The 17,017-nt window shown below is 27.9% G+C and carries 17 protein-coding genes; 4 read left to right on the plus strand and 13 right to left on the minus strand.

Annotated features, from left to right (window positions below; translation table 11 throughout):
* Nucleotides 1-20 precede the first annotated feature (20 nt).
* The 3 genes from N4A48_RS05405 to N4A48_RS05415 form a co-directional block, all read right to left on the minus strand.
* Nucleotides 21-2,195, minus strand: coding sequence for a DNA topoisomerase III (locus N4A48_RS05405; protein ID WP_293664808.1), 2,175 nt, complete (start codon nt 2,193-2,195; stop codon nt 21-23).
* 154 nt (nt 2,196-2,349) lie between these two features.
* Nucleotides 2,350-2,955, minus strand: coding sequence for a GAF domain-containing protein (locus N4A48_RS05410; protein ID WP_293664825.1), 606 nt, complete (start codon nt 2,953-2,955; stop codon nt 2,350-2,352).
* A gap of 251 nt (nt 2,956-3,206) precedes the next feature.
* Nucleotides 3,207-3,665 (minus strand): chemotaxis protein CheX, encoded by a 459-nt coding sequence (locus N4A48_RS05415; protein WP_293664809.1) that lies wholly within the window; start codon nt 3,663-3,665, stop codon nt 3,207-3,209.
* A 190-nt stretch (nt 3,666-3,855) separates the two neighbouring features.
* Here N4A48_RS05415 and N4A48_RS05420 point away from each other — a divergent pair, with 190 nt between their 5' ends.
* The gene (locus N4A48_RS05420) at nt 3,856-5,052 is read left to right on the plus strand and encodes a sporulation integral membrane protein YlbJ (protein ID WP_293664810.1); all 1,197 of its coding nucleotides are present in this window, start codon (nt 3,856-3,858) and stop codon (nt 5,050-5,052) included.
* 128 nt (nt 5,053-5,180) lie between these two features.
* Here N4A48_RS05420 and N4A48_RS05425 read toward each other — a convergent pair whose 3' ends face one another.
* From N4A48_RS05425 to N4A48_RS05450, 6 genes are all read right to left on the minus strand, one after another.
* Nucleotides 5,181-5,618 (minus strand): ATPase, encoded by a 438-nt coding sequence (locus N4A48_RS05425; protein WP_293664812.1) that lies wholly within the window; start codon nt 5,616-5,618, stop codon nt 5,181-5,183.
* Between the two features lie 2 nt (nt 5,619-5,620).
* Nucleotides 5,621-6,109, minus strand: a complete 489-nt coding sequence (gene coaD / locus N4A48_RS05430; protein ID WP_293664813.1) for a pantetheine-phosphate adenylyltransferase — start codon at nt 6,107-6,109, stop codon at nt 5,621-5,623.
* A gap of 1 nt (nt 6,110) precedes the next feature.
* Entirely contained in the window at nt 6,111-6,665 is a 555-nt protein-coding gene (rsmD, locus tag N4A48_RS05435; protein ID WP_293664814.1) for a 16S rRNA (guanine(966)-N(2))-methyltransferase RsmD, read from the minus strand.
* Between the two features lie 15 nt (nt 6,666-6,680).
* On the minus strand, nt 6,681-8,735 hold the full coding sequence (gene recG / locus N4A48_RS05440) for an ATP-dependent DNA helicase RecG (RefSeq protein WP_293664815.1): 2,055 nt from the start codon (nt 8,733-8,735) through the stop codon (nt 6,681-6,683).
* Nucleotides 8,736-8,814: 79 nt separating this feature from the next.
* Complete coding sequence (locus N4A48_RS05445) at nt 8,815-10,398, minus strand: DAK2 domain-containing protein (RefSeq protein ID WP_293664826.1); 1,584 nt, start codon at nt 10,396-10,398, stop codon at nt 8,815-8,817.
* Nucleotides 10,399-10,452: 54 nt separating this feature from the next.
* On the minus strand, nt 10,453-10,809 hold the full coding sequence (locus N4A48_RS05450) for an Asp23/Gls24 family envelope stress response protein (protein WP_293664816.1): 357 nt from the start codon (nt 10,807-10,809) through the stop codon (nt 10,453-10,455).
* A gap of 213 nt (nt 10,810-11,022) precedes the next feature.
* Between N4A48_RS05450 and rpmB the strand changes: the two genes are divergently transcribed.
* Complete coding sequence (rpmB, locus tag N4A48_RS05455) at nt 11,023-11,214, plus strand: 50S ribosomal protein L28 (RefSeq protein ID WP_248483483.1); 192 nt, start codon at nt 11,023-11,025, stop codon at nt 11,212-11,214.
* Nucleotides 11,215-11,428: 214 nt separating this feature from the next.
* Here the strand turns inward: rpmB and N4A48_RS05460 are convergent, their stop codons facing one another.
* The 3 genes from N4A48_RS05460 to N4A48_RS05470 all read right to left on the minus strand — a co-directional run bounded on the left by N4A48_RS05460 (nt 11,429) and on the right by N4A48_RS05470 (nt 14,465).
* Nucleotides 11,429-12,502, minus strand: a complete 1,074-nt coding sequence (locus N4A48_RS05460; RefSeq protein ID WP_293664818.1) for an AI-2E family transporter — start codon at nt 12,500-12,502, stop codon at nt 11,429-11,431.
* A 212-nt stretch (nt 12,503-12,714) separates the two neighbouring features.
* Nucleotides 12,715-12,861: a 2-oxoglutarate translocator gene (locus tag N4A48_RS05465; protein WP_293664819.1), complete on the minus strand. Its 147-nt coding sequence runs from the start codon at nt 12,859-12,861 to the stop codon at nt 12,715-12,717.
* A gap of 134 nt (nt 12,862-12,995) precedes the next feature.
* On the minus strand, nt 12,996-14,465 hold the full coding sequence (locus N4A48_RS05470; protein WP_293664820.1) for a hypothetical protein: 1,470 nt from the start codon (nt 14,463-14,465) through the stop codon (nt 12,996-12,998).
* Nucleotides 14,466-14,919: 454 nt separating this feature from the next.
* Between N4A48_RS05470 and N4A48_RS05475 the strand changes: the two genes are divergently transcribed.
* Together N4A48_RS05475 and N4A48_RS05480 are read left to right on the plus strand one after the other, a co-directional pair.
* On the plus strand, nt 14,920-15,573 hold the full coding sequence (locus N4A48_RS05475; RefSeq protein WP_293664821.1) for a hypothetical protein: 654 nt from the start codon (nt 14,920-14,922) through the stop codon (nt 15,571-15,573).
* Between the two features lie 224 nt (nt 15,574-15,797).
* Nucleotides 15,798-16,349 carry a hypothetical protein gene (locus N4A48_RS05480; RefSeq protein ID WP_293664822.1) on the plus strand — a complete coding sequence of 184 codons (552 nt, stop codon included), beginning with the start codon at nt 15,798-15,800 and terminating at the stop codon, nt 16,347-16,349.
* A gap of 567 nt (nt 16,350-16,916) precedes the next feature.
* Here N4A48_RS05480 and N4A48_RS05485 read toward each other — a convergent pair.
* The coding region (locus N4A48_RS05485) for an IS3 family transposase (RefSeq protein ID WP_293664828.1) at nt 16,917-17,017 on the minus strand (101 nt) is incomplete at its 5' end.

Genomic DNA, 17,017 nt, shown 5'->3' on the forward strand with positions numbered 1-17,017 from the left:
TAATTTTCTCCTTTATAATATTATTTTTTAAATTTTGCCAAAGCTTCTGCTAATGCAGAATTTAAGCCTTGTTCATTTTCTTTTTTCTGTTTTTTTAGATATTTATTTACATCTTTTTTATTTACCTTCTTACCTTCTGATTTTTTTCTTTCATTAAACTTAGACAGTTTTTCTCTATGCCCACACTTACATACAAATGTCTTACCTTCACCTTGACCTCTAAGTTCTAACTTTTTAAAGCAATTAGGACATCTTGCATTAGTTTTTTTAGATATATTTTGTCTATATCCACATTCCCTATCCTGACACACTAACTTTTTACCATGTTTTGAGTTAACCTCTAACATATATTTCCCACATTCAGGACACTTGTTTCTAGTTATATTTTCGTGTTTAAATTTGTTGTCACTATTTTTTATTTCTTTTACTATAATGTTTGTATAATTTCTCATTTCATTTGTGAAATTATCTTTTTTTAATTTACCTTTACTTATAAGAGCTAGTTTTTGTTCCCACTTTGCAGTTAAAAGTGGTGATTTTAAGTCATTTGGAACGAGATCTAAAAGTTGCTCACCCTTTGATGTTATATGTATATATCTGCCTTTTTTCTCAATTAAGAAATTATTATATAATTTTTCTATAATATCTGCTCTTGTAGCTACAGTTCCAAGCCCTCCTGTTTCCTCTATAGTCTTTATAAGTTCTTTATTTTCATCAAACATATATTTTTTTGGGTTTTCCATAGCAATAAGTAAACTTCCCTCATTAAACCTTGAAGGAGGATTTGTATGTCCCTTAGTTTGATATATATTAGATAGATCAAATTCATCGCCTTCATTTAAATTACTTAAAAAGCTATTAACTACATTCTCCTCAGATTCTGTATCTTCATACACCTGTTTCCAGCCTAATGATAGCACCCTCTTAGTTTTAGCTGTGAATAATTCTTTACCTATTTCAACTTTTATAGTTATACTTTCATATTCAAAAGGTTTATTTAGTACTGCTAAGAATCGTTTTACAACTAAATCATATATTTTAAATTCCTTATCAGTCAATGAAGCAAACCCACTAGATTCTTCTGTTGGTATAATTGCATGATGATCCGAAACCTTTGAATCATCTACAAAGGTCTTGTTAGCTTTAATATCTTTTTTCAATATATTAAAAGCTATCTTAGAATACTTTCCAACTCTACAAGCCTTAACTCTATCCTTTAGAGTATCTACTATATCTTCTGATATATACCTTGAATCAGTTCTTGGATACGTTAGTAATTTGTGTTGTTCATATAATTTTTGCATTATAGATAAGGTTTCTTTAGCTGAATAAGAATAAATTTTATTTGCATCAGCTTGAAGATCAGTTAAATTATAAAGACTTGGAGCAAATGATTTTTTTCTTTTTTTTACTACACCTATAACCTTAGCTTTTTTGTTATTTATACTGTTTATTACACTATCACACTTTTCTTTATCAAAAATGTTAGTATTTTTAGTTTTACTATCCTGCCATATAAATTCAACATCATTTATAACAGCTTTTATTCCATAAAAATCCTTAGATTTGAAATTTCTTATCTCATTTTCTCTATTTAATATCATAAAAAGTGTAGGAGTTTGAACTCTTCCACAAGAAAGAGATGAATTATACTTGCATGTTAATGCTCTAGTTGCATTAATTCCTACTAACCAATCTGATTCAGCACGTGCAATTGCACTTTTATATAGATTTTCATAATTTTTCCCTGGTTTTAAATTATTAAAACCATCTTTTATAGCTTTATCTGTAACAGATGATATCCAAAGTCTTTTTATACTTTTTTTAACTCGTGCTTTTTCTATTATCCATCTTGCTACAAGCTCACCTTCACGTCCTGCGTCAGTGGCAATCACTATTTCAGTGACATCAGTTCTGTTCATTAAGCGTTTTACGGTACTAAATTGTTTATAAGTTTTATTTATAGTAACTAACTTTAATTTATCTGGAAGCATAGGTAAATCTTCTATCTTCCAAGACTTATATTTTTCATCATAATTTTCTGGAGGTGCTAATGTAACTAAATGACCAAAAGCCCATGTCACAATATATTTTTCACCTTCTATATATCCATTTTTATCTAAATTGCAATTCAAAACCCTAGCTATATCTTTCCCCACTGAAGGTTTTTCAGCTAAAACTAATATTTTTTTCATAATAAGCTTCCTTTCCAAATTTATATCATCAACTCGGTGACTCAGTTATTTTTTACGCATAAAAAAGACTATGAAGCATAGTCTTTTTTATAACGAATAGGAAATTGATAATTTTTTTATATGATTTTTCCCAGGAAATAAATATGTATATTATTTACTTTATGTCGTACTTTTTTATTTTTCTATAAAGAGTAGCTATTCCTATATTTAAAGCCTCTGCTGTTTTTTTCATACCATCTGTATTATCTCCATACTTTTTTATAGCTTTTAAAATTTCTTTTTTTTCTAATTCTTCAAAAGAACTTATTTTATCATTAAGGTATTCAATATGATCTATAGACTTAAGTTTCAAAGACATAAGATCAGCTATATTAGATATAAAAAGCATTAGTTCACTCTTTTTCAAAAGCATAATATCTCTTTGTTTTTCATCAAAAGCTACAAGTCCGATTACACCTATTACAGTATTATTAATTTTAATAGGGCAACATATATCTGCAATTTCTTTACAATAATACCTTTGGTTACACTGCCCACATTTTTCACTATCATATTTTTCATTCATAGTATAAGTTTTTCCTGTTTTTAACACATGAGAGTATATAGAATTTTTATCTATGCTTGTTCCAATTTTTTGTTCAAATTCCCCAGTTCCAGCTATTCTAACCAAATTAGAGTCAACCAAAGTAACCTCAACATCTAGTAACTTAGATATATTTTCACAAGTTTTTTGTATATCTTCATTTACTTTTGTTAACATCACATTCATAACCTCTTTCTCTTCTTTTATTTCAAATGTCCAATTGAATTATTAAGTATATTTTCTAAAATTATATCATACTATTTATGAAAAAGTCTTTATTTTTACATATAAAGTGAAACTTAATTCAGATGTAGTCTTAGAACTTTTAGCTTTTGAATAAGCAAACGAGTCCTAAATGGACTCGTTACAAATTTAGATATTTTAAAATAAGAAAACACCTAACATTTATGTTAGCTGCTTGTCCTTATTTATTCAAAAGCAATATTGACTTCAATAGATATACCATCTACTAAAACTTCGCTAGTTATGATTTTATCCGTATTCGTTTTAACTTCAAAATCTTTTCCATGAGTCAATGTAGGAGTAGATATATTAGTATTTATTCCTTCTTTTTCAAGATTTATACTAGCTTTTGCGGTAAGCATATTAGACAGTTCAGATATAGCACTTTGAGCCATATCATCAAATTCAGAAACTGGCATTCCCATCATCATCTTAGATGCTATCTTTTTTGCATCAACTTCACTCATATTATAAATTACATTTCCCTTTATATCTCCTACCACACCCAAATTCAGCATTACACCTTCTACCTTAATATTACTTTCTTTAACAAAAATATCTCCTTTTTCAATATTGCTAAATCCTAATTGAGGCATTATGTCTAGAACGGAATTTAAGAAATAATTTATTATTTTTGAACTCATATACCATCACCTCTTTAAAAAATATATTTATATATTATAAATATACCCTTTTTCTTATAATTATATCACACTTGATTAATCAAAATATTATTTTTTGACAAAATAATCTTAATTTGAACTTTATTTTAAATCATAGATTAACAAATACTTTAATATAATTATCTTAGATTAATATTTTGGAGGCGTTTATATGAAAAATTCAAAATTGTTAAGTTCTATACTGCCCGGAATAATAGTTCTATTCTTCATAATGAGTATAGTTATATTTCCTAAAGAATCTATAGAGTCTGCAATAGTAGGAATGAATATTTGTATTAATATATTAATTCCATCACTCCTCCCTTTTTTAATAGGAGCTAATCTCTTAATAAATTTAAAAGTTATGGACATTCTTGGAGTATTTTTAGAAAAACCCTCTAGGATACTTTTTAATGTTCCAGGGAAAAGTTCCTTAATATTTGCTATATCTATACTTTCTGGATATCCTATTGGTTCAAAACTTACATCCAATCTTAGACAAAACAATCAAATATCAAAAGTAGAAGCTCAAAGACTAGCTTCATTTTGTTCTACATCAGGACCCTTATTCATTGTAGGGTCTGTTGGAATAGGTATGTTTAACAATTCTAAAATAGGATATTTCATACTTTTATGTCACTATATTGGCGCACTTAGTATCGGTATCTTATTTAGGTTTTATAATACTTCATCAGATATTAAAAGTTATAACAGCAACACCAGTATATTAACTAGGCTAAAAAAAATAATTTTCTATGAAGATGAAGAAAAAGGATTTTATTCTATATTTGGAGATTCAGTTAGAAACGGAATAAACACAATTCTAGTGGTATGTGGATTTGTTATAGTTTTTTCTGTATTATTTAAAATACTCACTGTGTTAAAATTTATAGATTTAATTAGTTCTATATTATTTGTATTTTTTCATCCATTCAATATATCAATTGAAGTAATTCAAGCATTTATAAGTGGTTTATTCGAGATAACAATAGGATGTAATAATGTATCATTACTTAGTGGAACTTCTTTAATATTTAAAATATCAATTTGTACATTCATAATATCATTCAGCGGAATATCAATACTTGCTCAATGTTGTAATTTTTTATCTCATACTGATATAAATATACCTCTCTATATATTTGGTAAACTTTTACATGGCGTTAATTCATTTTTACTATGTTATATACTTTATCCTATATTTAAAAACACTCTAGATATACAAACCTTTAATAATTCTATTTTTTATAATATATACGTCGATAAAGTTTTTACTAATATTCCTTTTAATAATAGTATATTTTTTATATTTATTTTTATAGTATATATACTTACATATATTAATGATATAAGCAAAAAAATAGTCTAGTAGCTACGCACTAGACTATTTTTTACCTATAAGAAACTATATAAGCTATATTTGCAACTATTTTTAAGCAACGGAGCCCGTAGAGATCGTTGGCGACATGAGTAACCGCGTTAGAGAGTAAACAAATTTTATTTTAATTCTTCTCTATTAGAAGCTATAACTTCCATTATATTTCCTAAATCTACTTGAACCTTTCCAAGTATCTTATCAGCATATTCTTTTGCGCCTCTTCTTATTTCTTTAGATGTATTTTGTGCTTGCTGAATTATTTGCTCAGCTTGCTTTTGAGCTTCTTTTAAAACTTCACTTTCTTCTACCTGTTCTTGCACATAAGATTTAGTATTTTCAACTATAGCATCTGCCTCTTGTTGAGCTTCTGCAAGTATTCTTTGTCTTTCTGTATTAATCCACTCTGCTTGCTTTATTTCATCAGGTAATTGAAGTCTTATTTCTTTTATTATTTCTAAAAATTGTTTTTTATCAACAAAAACCTTATTTCCGAATGGAATCCCAGAGCTTTCTTCTACTAAATCTTCTATTTCTTCTATTAATTTTAGTAATTCCAATACTATTCCCTCCCATGTAGTTTTTTATACACCTGCTTAGATACATTATTTGGAACGAATTGTGATATATCTCCTTTATGTTTTCCTACTTCCTTTATTAGAGAAGAGCTTATAAAAGAGTATTTTGTACTAGTTGTAAGTATAACCGTTTCTATATCTCTATTTAATTGCCTATTCATCTGAGCCATTTGAAGCTCATACTCAAAATCAGAAACAGCTCTTAATCCTCTTATTATAGCATTAACCTTTTTATTATTACAATAATCTATTAAAAGTCCTGTAAAGCAATCCACCTCTACATTGTCTATATCTTTAACAACCTCTTTTAGAAGATTCACTCTTTCCTCAAATGTAAATAATGAATCTTTACTTGAATTATGCAAAACTGCTACTATCAATCTATCAAATAATTTAGATGCTCTTTTTATTATGTCCAAGTGTCCATTCGTTACTGGATCAAAACTCCCTGGATATACTGCTATTTTTTCCATTTTAATCCTCCCAAGCAAAAAAAGAAACCATTGTATTTCCGTATTTTTTTTCTCTGTATTTTTCAAGTTTTTCTATCTTATCTTTTACTTCATCCTTTATATCGTGTTCTACTATTATTATTCCATCTTCTTCTAATATTTCTCTTTTACTTATCTCTATTAATGTTTTTTCTATAAAGTTTTTTAAATATGGTGGATCCATAAATATTATATCAAATTTATCTCTTCTAACACCTAATTTATTTACAGCACTTATACTATCCGACAACATTAATTCACTTTTATCGTTAACTCTAGCCTTTTTTATATTCTCTTTTATTATATCCATACTAAATTTACTAGCATCTACAAATGTAGCTCTTTGAGCTCCTCTTGATAAAGCCTCTATACCAAGTGATCCTGTTCCCGAGAACAGATCTAATACAAAGCTTTCCATAACTCTATCACTTATGATATTGAATAAAGATTCTTTGACTCTATCAGTAGTAGGTCTTACGTCCATGTTTTTTGGAGATTTAAGTTTTAATCCTCTAGCACTTCCAGAAATAACTCTCATATAAATCCTCCTCTTTTAATTTAATGTTATATCGTTTAATTTTTTCTCAAATCTATTTATTATTTCTTTTTTAAGTTTTTTATTTTTATCAAGATTTAATTTTTCATCTTCTTTTATTATATTTTGTGCTTTTTTTTGAGCTTCTTTTAATATTTTAATATGCTTGAATATGTTAGCTATCTTTAATTCCGGAAGACCGTGCTGTCTTGTTCCAAAAAATTCTCCAGGTCCTCTTATTTCTAAATCCTTCTCAGATATTTTAAATCCATCGGTTGTTTGCTCCATAGTTTTCATTCTTTCAAAGGTCACTTCATTCTTTGATCCATATATAAGTATACAAAAAGATTTATGTTCTCCTCTTCCAACTCTTCCTCTTAGCTGATGAAGTTGAGCTAGCCCAAATCTTTCAGCATTTTCTATAATCATAAGTGTAGCATTTGGAACATTTACCCCGACCTCTATAACAGTTGTCGATACTAATATATCAATCTCTCCATTTTTGAACTTTTTCATTATTTCATCTTTATCTGAGGCTTTCATCTTTCCATGTAAAAGTTCTAGCTTTAAATCTGAAAAATGTTCCGTTTTTAACTCTTCTAATAAATCAACTGCTGCCTTTGCCTTTATTACCTCTGATTCTTCTACTAAAGGGCATACTATATAAACTTGTCTTCCAAGTTCTATCTGACTTCTAACAAAATCGTATGCTCTAAGTCTTTTTTCTTTTGGAACAGCAAAGGTGTCTATAACCTGTCTTCCAGGAGGAAGCTCATCTATTATAGATATATCTAGATCTCCATATAGTATAAGTGCTAGGGTTCTAGGTATAGGAGTTGCAGTCATAACTAATATATCAGGGTTGTCTCCTTTTTCTGATAATTTATTTCTTTGCCTTACTCCAAATCTATGTTGTTCATCAGTTATAACCATTCCCAGCTTTTTAAATTCAACTCCATCCTCTATAAGAGCATGCGTTCCTATTAATATATCTATTTCTCCTTCTTTAGTTTTTCTTAAAACATCCATTTTTTGTTTTTTAGTTAGACTTCCAACAAGCAGTCCTATATTTATATCAAATTTAGATAAAATTTCATTAAGTGAATTAAAGTGCTGTTCTGCCAATATTTCAGTTGGAGCCATCATAGCCGCTTGATATGAATTTAAGACTACATTTGCAAGACTCAAAAGAGCAACTACTGTTTTTCCAGACCCTACATCTCCCTGAACAAGTCTATTCATAACCTTATTAGAGCACATATCACTTAATATATCATCAAGAGATCTTCTTTGAGCATTAGTAAGTGAGAATTGAAGGGATTTTATAATTTCTTCTAATTTACTATTTTTCTCAAATTTTATTCCCTCTTTATTAACTACTCCACTTTTTAAGTATAATAATCCTAGTTGAAGTATTAAAAATTCCTCATATACAAGCCTGTATAAAGCTACTTTTAAGTTTTGTAAATTTTCTGGATTGTGAATATTTCTTATAGCAAAATTCAGATCACACATTTTATTTTTATCCACAATATCCTTTGGAATATACTCATCTATTTCTAAGTTTTCATTTTTTAATACACTTTGTATTATATTTACTAATTCTTTATTTGAAACTCCATAAGTTAAAGGATATATAGGGACTATTTTTCCTATTGAATTTGCAAGCTTTGCATCAAATTCTATCTCACAGTTTAATAATTCAATTTTTCCATATTCTTTTTTAACCTTACCATATGCAACTATACTATCTCCAACTTTGAAATTATTGACTATATACTTTTGATTAAAAAATACAAGCTTTATATAACCAGTGTCATCTCTTACCTGTATTTTATTTATAATCATCTTCTTTTTTGGTTCGTGCTTTTCAAATCCTGTAATAATTCCTTTTATAGATATCTTTTCTTCATTTTGTAAATTAAATATTTTCTTAAATTTACTTCTATCCTCGTATTGTCTTGGAAAATAGTATATTAAATCTTTTAGAGTATATATATCAAGCTTATTTAATTTTTTATATTTTTTAGGTCCTATGCCTTTTATGTATTGTAAGTTTTTATTTAAATCCATCTATATCACCCTGCAAATTCCATTTTTTAAGCCATGGTATTTGATATCCATGGCTTAAAAAATGATAATATATAAACTTTTACTCTACAGAAATTATATAATAATATAGCGGTTGATTTCCACAATAAACTTCTACATCTAAATCATCATATTTTTCTTCTATCTCTTCTCTTAATTCATTCGTATCATCTTCACTTAATTCTTCACCATAGAATAAGGTTATAATTTCACTCTCATCATCAACTAATTTATCTATTAAAGATAATGCTACATCTTTTATATTTTTCCCAGCTTCTTGTATTTTACCTTCTCCAATACCTATTATATCTCCTTCTTTTATATCTATATCATTCATGCTAGTATCCCTTACAGCAAATGTCACTTGTCCTGTCTTAACATTTTCAAGAGCATACTTCATAGCCTTTTGATTAGACTCAGAATCTGCTTCAGGATTAAATGCAAGTAAAGCAGAGAATCCCTGTGGAGTTGTTTTAGAAGGTATTACTATTATATTCTTATCAGATATTTCTTTAGCCTGGTTTGCAGCCATAATTACATTACTATTATTAGGAAGTATAATTATGTTGTTTGCATTTATATTGTCTATAGATTGAATAAAATCTTCCGTACTAGGGTTCATAGTTTGTCCACCCTCTATTACATGATCCACTCCAAAATCTTTAAATATTGAAGTTATTCCAGATCCCATAGCTATAGATATAAAACCATATTCTTTCATTTCCTTAGACTCTAATCTTACATAATCTTCTTCAACCAATATATTTTCATGTTGAATTTTCATATTATCTATTTTTATTTTATCTAGTTGTCCATACTTTATAGCTTCTTGTAAAACAAGACCTGGATTGTTAGTATGTATATGAACTTTTATTAAAGAATCATCTCCAACAACTATTAAACTATCTCCATGATTTTGTATAAGCTCTTTCATTTTAGTATCACTTATTTTATCAGTATCAAGTATAAACTCAGTACAATACGCAAACTTGATATCCTCAGTAGGTATTTCTGTATTTTTACCCACCTCTTGAATTCCTTTAAAATCAATATTTCTATCTATAAACTCTCCTATAAAAGCTTTGTAAGCTCCCTCTAATATACAAACTAATCCTTTTCCACCAGAATCTACAACTCCAGCTTCCTTTAGATTTTTAAGAAGGTTTGGAGTATTTTCTAAAGAACGGTTGGCTTCTTCTAATACTTTTTCCATGAATTTTTTTATATCTTTTTCTTTTTGAGATATTTTAACTGCAAACTCTCCAGTTTCTCTTGCAACTGTGAGTATAGTACCCTCTATAGGTTTTATTACAGCCTTATATGCAGTATCCGCTCCATTTTTTAGTGCATTTGCTAAGTCCTTTGTATCTAGTTGTTCCTTGTCCTCTATAGCCTTTGCAAATCCTCTTAAAAGCTGAGATAATATAACCCCAGAGTTTCCTCTAGCTCCCATTAAAGATCCTTTAGATGCTGCTTTTCCTATTTCTTTAATAGTATTATTCGATTCCTTAATTACTTCTTTTACAGCTGCTTGTATAGTAAGAGACATGTTAGTCCCTGTATCTCCATCTGGTACTGGAAATACATTTAGTTTATCTACAAGCTCTTTATGATTTTGCAAATTGTTAGCACCCGATAATATCATCTGCTTAAAGAGCTTTGCATTTATATGTTCTACTTTCAATTTGTTACCTCCTGACTATTTGTTTACTCTAACTCCTTGTACATTTATATCTATTTTTCTAACCTTAAGAGAAGTCATTTTTTCCACAGTATACTTGACTCTATCTATTATATTGTCTGCTACAACAGATATTTTTGTTCCGTATTGTATAATAACAAATAATTCTATACTAACATTATCTTCTTCTATTTCAACTTTTACTCCATTACTCATATTCTCTTTTTTTAAAAGCTCAACAAGTCCATCTACTTTAGACTTATAACTAAATCCAACTATTCCATAGCATTCTGTAGACACTTGAGATGCAATTTTCGCTATGACTTCTTTATCAATATAGATATTACCATATTTATTAGCAATTATTCCACTCATTTTTTTAACCCCCCACAAATAATTATATTTTTATTAAAAATTTTTTATCTTAATATATGTACTTTATTGGATATTATATGTATAATATATTTTATATTATATGTTTGATATATTCAATGCAAATATAACATTTAACTTGCAAAAGTTAGCTGAATATGATAATATAATTATGTTTTTAATGCCAATGATAAAGGTTTGAAGGAGGTGTTAATCATGGCAAGAGTTTGTTCAGTTTGCGGAAAAGGTAAGGTTTCTGGTAATACAGTGAGTCACTCAAACCGTCATAATAAAAGAACTTGGTCTCCAAACTTAAGAAAAGTTAGAGCTATAGTTGATGGTAGTCCAAAGAGATTAAACGTTTGTACAAGATGTTTACGTTCTGGTAACGTAGAAAGAGCTGTCTAGTTTAATAATAAAGATTTCTTGTGTAAGGAATCTTTATCTCTTATAAAAAAGCCGAACATAATGTTCGGCTTTTTTTATGATATAAGATATTGTATGATTTTAAATTTGTAGATAATATTGATGAAAAGACTACACTTGAAACTATTTTTGAGCAACGGAGCCTGTAAGGATCGTTGGCGACATGAGTCACCGCGTTAGCGAGTAGACGAATTTTTTACTTATCTAGTTTAAGAGTTTCACTAAGTATTATTTTTATTATAGCAGCTATTGGGATAGAAAGTATCATTCCCATTATTCCAAAAAAACCTCCACCAACAGCGATTGTTAATATAATCCAAAATGGAGATAAACCTATATAATTACCCATTATTTTAGGTCCAACTATATTTGCATCTACTTGCTGAAGAATTAATATAAGCACACATACCCACAATGCCTTCATAGGAGCATAGAAAAGCGTAACCAAAACAGCAGGTGCAGCGCCTATAAAAGGTCCTATATACGGTATTACATTCGTACAAGCTATTATAACTGATAACAAAAGTGCATACTTTACTTTCAAAATCAAAAATCCTATAAAACACAAAATCCCAAGTATTGAAGCTTGAACTATAAGTCCAGTTAAAAAGTTTGAGAATATAATATTAGCTTTTTTACTAAATTTTATAAATTCTATACTCTTTTCTTCATTTAAAATCTTTTTTAGTATTTTATATCCCAGTGATTTTAAAGATTCTTTTTCAATTAGCATATAAACAGATATTATCAAACTAAAAGAAATAGTCACCACAGCTGATCCTATATTAGTTATAAAAATCAAAAAATTGTTTAAAAAATAATTTAGTGCCTTAGAAATTCTTTGCAAACTTCCTATTGAATTTTTATCTACATATTTTTCAATTTCATTCAATATGTTAATATCCATACTTTTCATAATTTGTATTAAATTATCTGCATAACCAGGCATTTCATTGATTATCTGGACTATACTTTGAACTACTATAGGTATAACTATTATTACTATAAATACCATTATAACTACGAAGAACCCATATACTATAAGTATTGCTATTCCATTTTTTATTTTGAGCCTTTCTTTTAAAAACACTACTACAGTATTAAATATATACGCTATAAAAAAAGCTATAAAGAAAGGTTTTAATATACTAAACAACTTAGAAAAACCACTTGATATACTATCTATGTTCATATACATAAAACCCAATATTAGTAATCCAATCAGTACTATTGCATACTTTTCTATAAATTTTTTATTATTCTTTATCATAGGTACCTCCGAGTATTTTTAGATTAATTTTAACATATAATTCTATTTATTATCAATAAAAGCATAGTTAATACCTATATTATGAATTTGATTACATACAAAAAAACCATTATAAAATGGTTTTTTGTTTATTTCTTTCTTATAAAGAATTTTACTATTGCTGATAAAAATTTTGGAAGTTTTATAGCCACTATCTTCATAATACATACCCCCTATTTAAAGCAAACACAGCCTGTTATAATAAGTACTGTTGCAAAACAGCTCATCCACAACCAATTTGGTAAGACTAGAGATAAAATAATGCTAAGCCCTACTGCTATACATATCAAACCAACTAAATGTTTTCTGCATCTCCTCATTATATCCACCTCATTAATTCTTCATATTTATAGTTTATTCAGGTTTATATAAAAGTGATACAAGAAAAATCTATTTTAACTATTAGCATAATAAAAGGCAGGAAATTTAATTCCTACCCTTGTTATATTAATCTTTACTTTGTATATTCCATTACCTCAAAAGATACTATTTTATCTCTAACTATGTAATCTTGTCTACTTTCAAATGGTCCTATATTATAATCTTTTTCTATAGTGTAACATGTAGTTGATATTTTATTGTACCAATCTATGAAATCATTGACTTCTTTCATTGTCATATCATATTCTTTTTCTGTTCCTTCTTCCATTATGATTCTTAGTAAGGCTTTATTTCCTTTGTTGCTTGGCTTTTCTGGTTCTGTGTTTTTATTTGCAAGTTTTTTCATTCTTATATCAGCTGCATTGTTTCCGTTCGCTTCCACCCAAGTAACATATAACTCATTATTATATACTATTGTACTTGGATCATAAGCCCCTTTAGAAGAATCATAATTTAAAGATTCATTATCTATTCCTACCCACTTATTTCCATTATATTTTTTTACTCTTATGTGGCATTTATCATTTTCATGCTCTTCATGCCAAGTAACATACAACTCATCATTGTATACTGTCGAACTTAACTGGTTAGCATTTTTAGAAGAATCATAATTCAAAGAACCATCACCTACTTTTATCCATTTACTTCCATCATATTTCTTTGCTCTTATTTGATGTATATTACTTGCATTTAGTTCATACCAAATAACATATAACTCATTATTATATGCTATTACATTTGGTTCATACGAATATTCAGAAGAATCATAATTCAAAGATCCATTATCTATCCCTATCCACTTGCTTCCATCATATTTCTTTACTCTTATTTGAGCTATTGATCCTCTATTGCTATCTTCTTTCCAAGTAGCATATAACTCATCATTGCACACTTCTAAATTTGGATTATAAGCGGATTTAGAATAGTTATAATTCAAAGATCCATCATCTACCATTATCCACTTACTTCCATTATACTTCTTTACTCTTATTTGATTTTCACTTCGATTATTTTCGTAAAACGTAACATATAACTCATCGTTATATACTGTTAAACTTGAATGGTTAGCATATTTAGAAGAGTCATAATTCAAAGATTCATTACCTACTTCTACCCATTTACTTCCATCATATTTTTTTGCTCTTATTTGGTTTATATTACTTTTATTTGGTTCAGACCAAGTAACATATAGTTCATTATTATATACTGTTGCACTCGAATACCCAGCACTTTTAGACGTATTATAATTCAAGGATCCGTTATCTACTCCTACCCATTTGCTCCCATTATATTTTTTTACTCTCATTTGATACTTCTCGCTTCCATTCCTTTCCTGAAATATAACATATAAATCATCTTTATATACTACTGCATCTGGATCTTCAGCAATTTTAGAGGAGTCATAATTCAATGAACCACCATCTACCCCTACCCATTCAAATTCATCCTTCGTCTCATCCTCAGCGAAAACACTAAAACTAGAAAAAATCATACTTACAACTATCATTACTAACATAAATAAAAACTTAAAATTCCTTTTCATTTTACCTCTCCTTTTACATTTATTTTTCCATAAATAAATGATATCAGTAATATTTTGTAATTTTAAGTCTTATTTTGTAAAATTTAATATGGTACAGTTAAAGTTTATGCTACTTTAGGAAAAATATAGCAATATACCATACAACTAAAAAGTAAAGTAAATATAATTTCTTAAAAAAATAATTGATTTTATATTTATTTAGAGTTATTATCTTTGTAGATTTATCTTATGCAAATTATTAGAAAAAAGGGCTGTTGAGATGATATTTAATCAAAAAATTTTTCCATGCATATATAGAAAGGAGAATACTGAATGTTAAATTTCAAATATAAAAAAGGTATAAGTATTTTGGCGTGTTTCAAATTAGCATTACACAGTAAATAATTTCCTGCAAAAAAATAATCCCATAGTCACATCCTAAAGATAATAAAACTTTTAGAAAAGGATGGTGGCTATGGAAAAAACAATTTACAGAAATAGTATTCCTCGAAACGAGAGAATTATTCTTGGATGCAAGGCAAATTGTGAAAAAAACATTTCGGAATTATCTAGAGAACATGGAGTTAATAGAAATTTTGTGTATACCCAAAAGGAAAAAGTAAGCAATATTCTACATGAATCATTTGATAATCCAAAAAGCGATACCCCTTCCATAAATTTAACAAAAGAAAATACTGAAAAGATAGTTTTTGGATGTATGCTAATCTGTAAAGGTTCTACTGAAGATGCTCAAAAATTTATAGAGCAAATATTTGGTATCCATATATCAATAGGTAAAATTAGCTATATCATAAATGCTTTTGCCGATAAAGCAAAAGTATTTAATGATTCCGTTCCTCTTGATAAAATAAAAGTTGGAGCTAATGATGAAATTTTTCAAGCATCAACACCTATTCTAGTTGGAGTAGATGTTCATAGTACTTATACATATCTCATGAATGAAAGTGAGACAAGAAATGCCATCGACTGGGCTCTATCACTTTTAGAAAAACAAGAACAAGGATTAAATCTCGAAACAAGTGTAAATGATGGGGCTATGGGAATTAAAAAGGAGTACAATATGCTTTTTCAGGAATCAATATCCAAGACGATATTTTTCATGCATTAAAAAAAATATCCTCTGGTATTTTTAGATTAGAAAGAACTACCTATAAAGCTATTAATAACGAGTATAAGTTAAAGAAAAAGTGCTTAAAAGCCTTTAGTAAGAATAGTGATAAATATCTTGAAGCATATGAAAAAGCATCATTAAAATCCATAGAACTTATAGATATTTATGATACAGCAAATACCTTATATGACTGGATTAGAGAAGCATTTGAAATAGGTGGATTGAACTATAATGACCGTATTTTTCTTATAGACTACGCTCTAGTTGAACTAGAAAAACTGGAGAATAAAAATAAGTATCTTAAAGATGGAATTAAATATTTAAGAAACCATAAAGAAAATCTTCTGACTTTTGTTCGTTCAGCTGAAAAAAATATGGAGGACTTTGCTCAAAAGGAAGAAATTGATATTGAAGCTTTGTACTTGATGTGGAATCAGAAAAAATATTCTAAAGACAGTAAAATGTATAATATTATCGAGGGAAGAATAGGCCTAATGCTAGGAGAAAAGTATTCATATATCAGAGATAAATTTAAACTATTTATAAAAACTGTTGTTAGAGCTAGTAGTATAGTAGAATGTATTAATAGTTTGATTCGTCCTTATTTATTTCTAAAAAGAACTGTTAATGATAAATTCTTAGATTTATTACAGTTTTACTTTAATACTAGAAAATACAGACGTAGTCGTTGCAAAGAACGCGTAGGAAAAAGTCCTATCGAACTATTAACTGGAAAAGAATACCCCCAACCCTTAGAAATTTTAGGCTATTAGTTTATATTTTATGTAAATTGCAAGTAAAAAAATGGTAATAAATTACCTTTATTTAGCATGCTCTTTTTTAAATGTGTCAGGCTATTTAAGTGTTTTTTGAAACACGCCGTATTTTTATATTACTATCACTAGGTCCAATCATATATAATATTATTGGTATACATATATATAATATTTATAAGTTAGAAAGAAAAATATGCAATTTTATAGGACTTTTATCTTTATATTCATATTATATTGGTGCTTTTATAACCATTATATTAGCAAAATATTCTTCTATTTACATCAAAGACTCAGATTAATTAATATATGTTTTAATTCTTATGTTTAGACGTAGTACCAAAAAAACAAATCAATTCACTAATAAAAAATTCGTCTACTCGCTAACGCGGTGACTCATGTCGCCAACGAGCCTTACAGGCTCCGTTGCTCAAAAATAGTTGAAAATATAGCTTTTTTAACAAGTTATCCACAAAGCAAAAAATGATATAATTTCCTATAGGATAAAAAATAAAGGGTATTAAAATATATAATCTGTACCCTTTGTAAAGGACAATTTAAAAAAGACTATGCTACATTAAGAAGATGATTTCTGTATTGGACAGGAGTCATCTTCTTTAATCCCCACTGATATCTATAGTTATTATAATAAGTCATGTATTGTTTAA

Origin of the sequence: Tepidibacter sp., assembly GCF_025210165.1 — a bacterium.
GTDB lineage: Bacteria > Bacillota > Clostridia > Peptostreptococcales > Peptostreptococcaceae > Tepidibacter_A.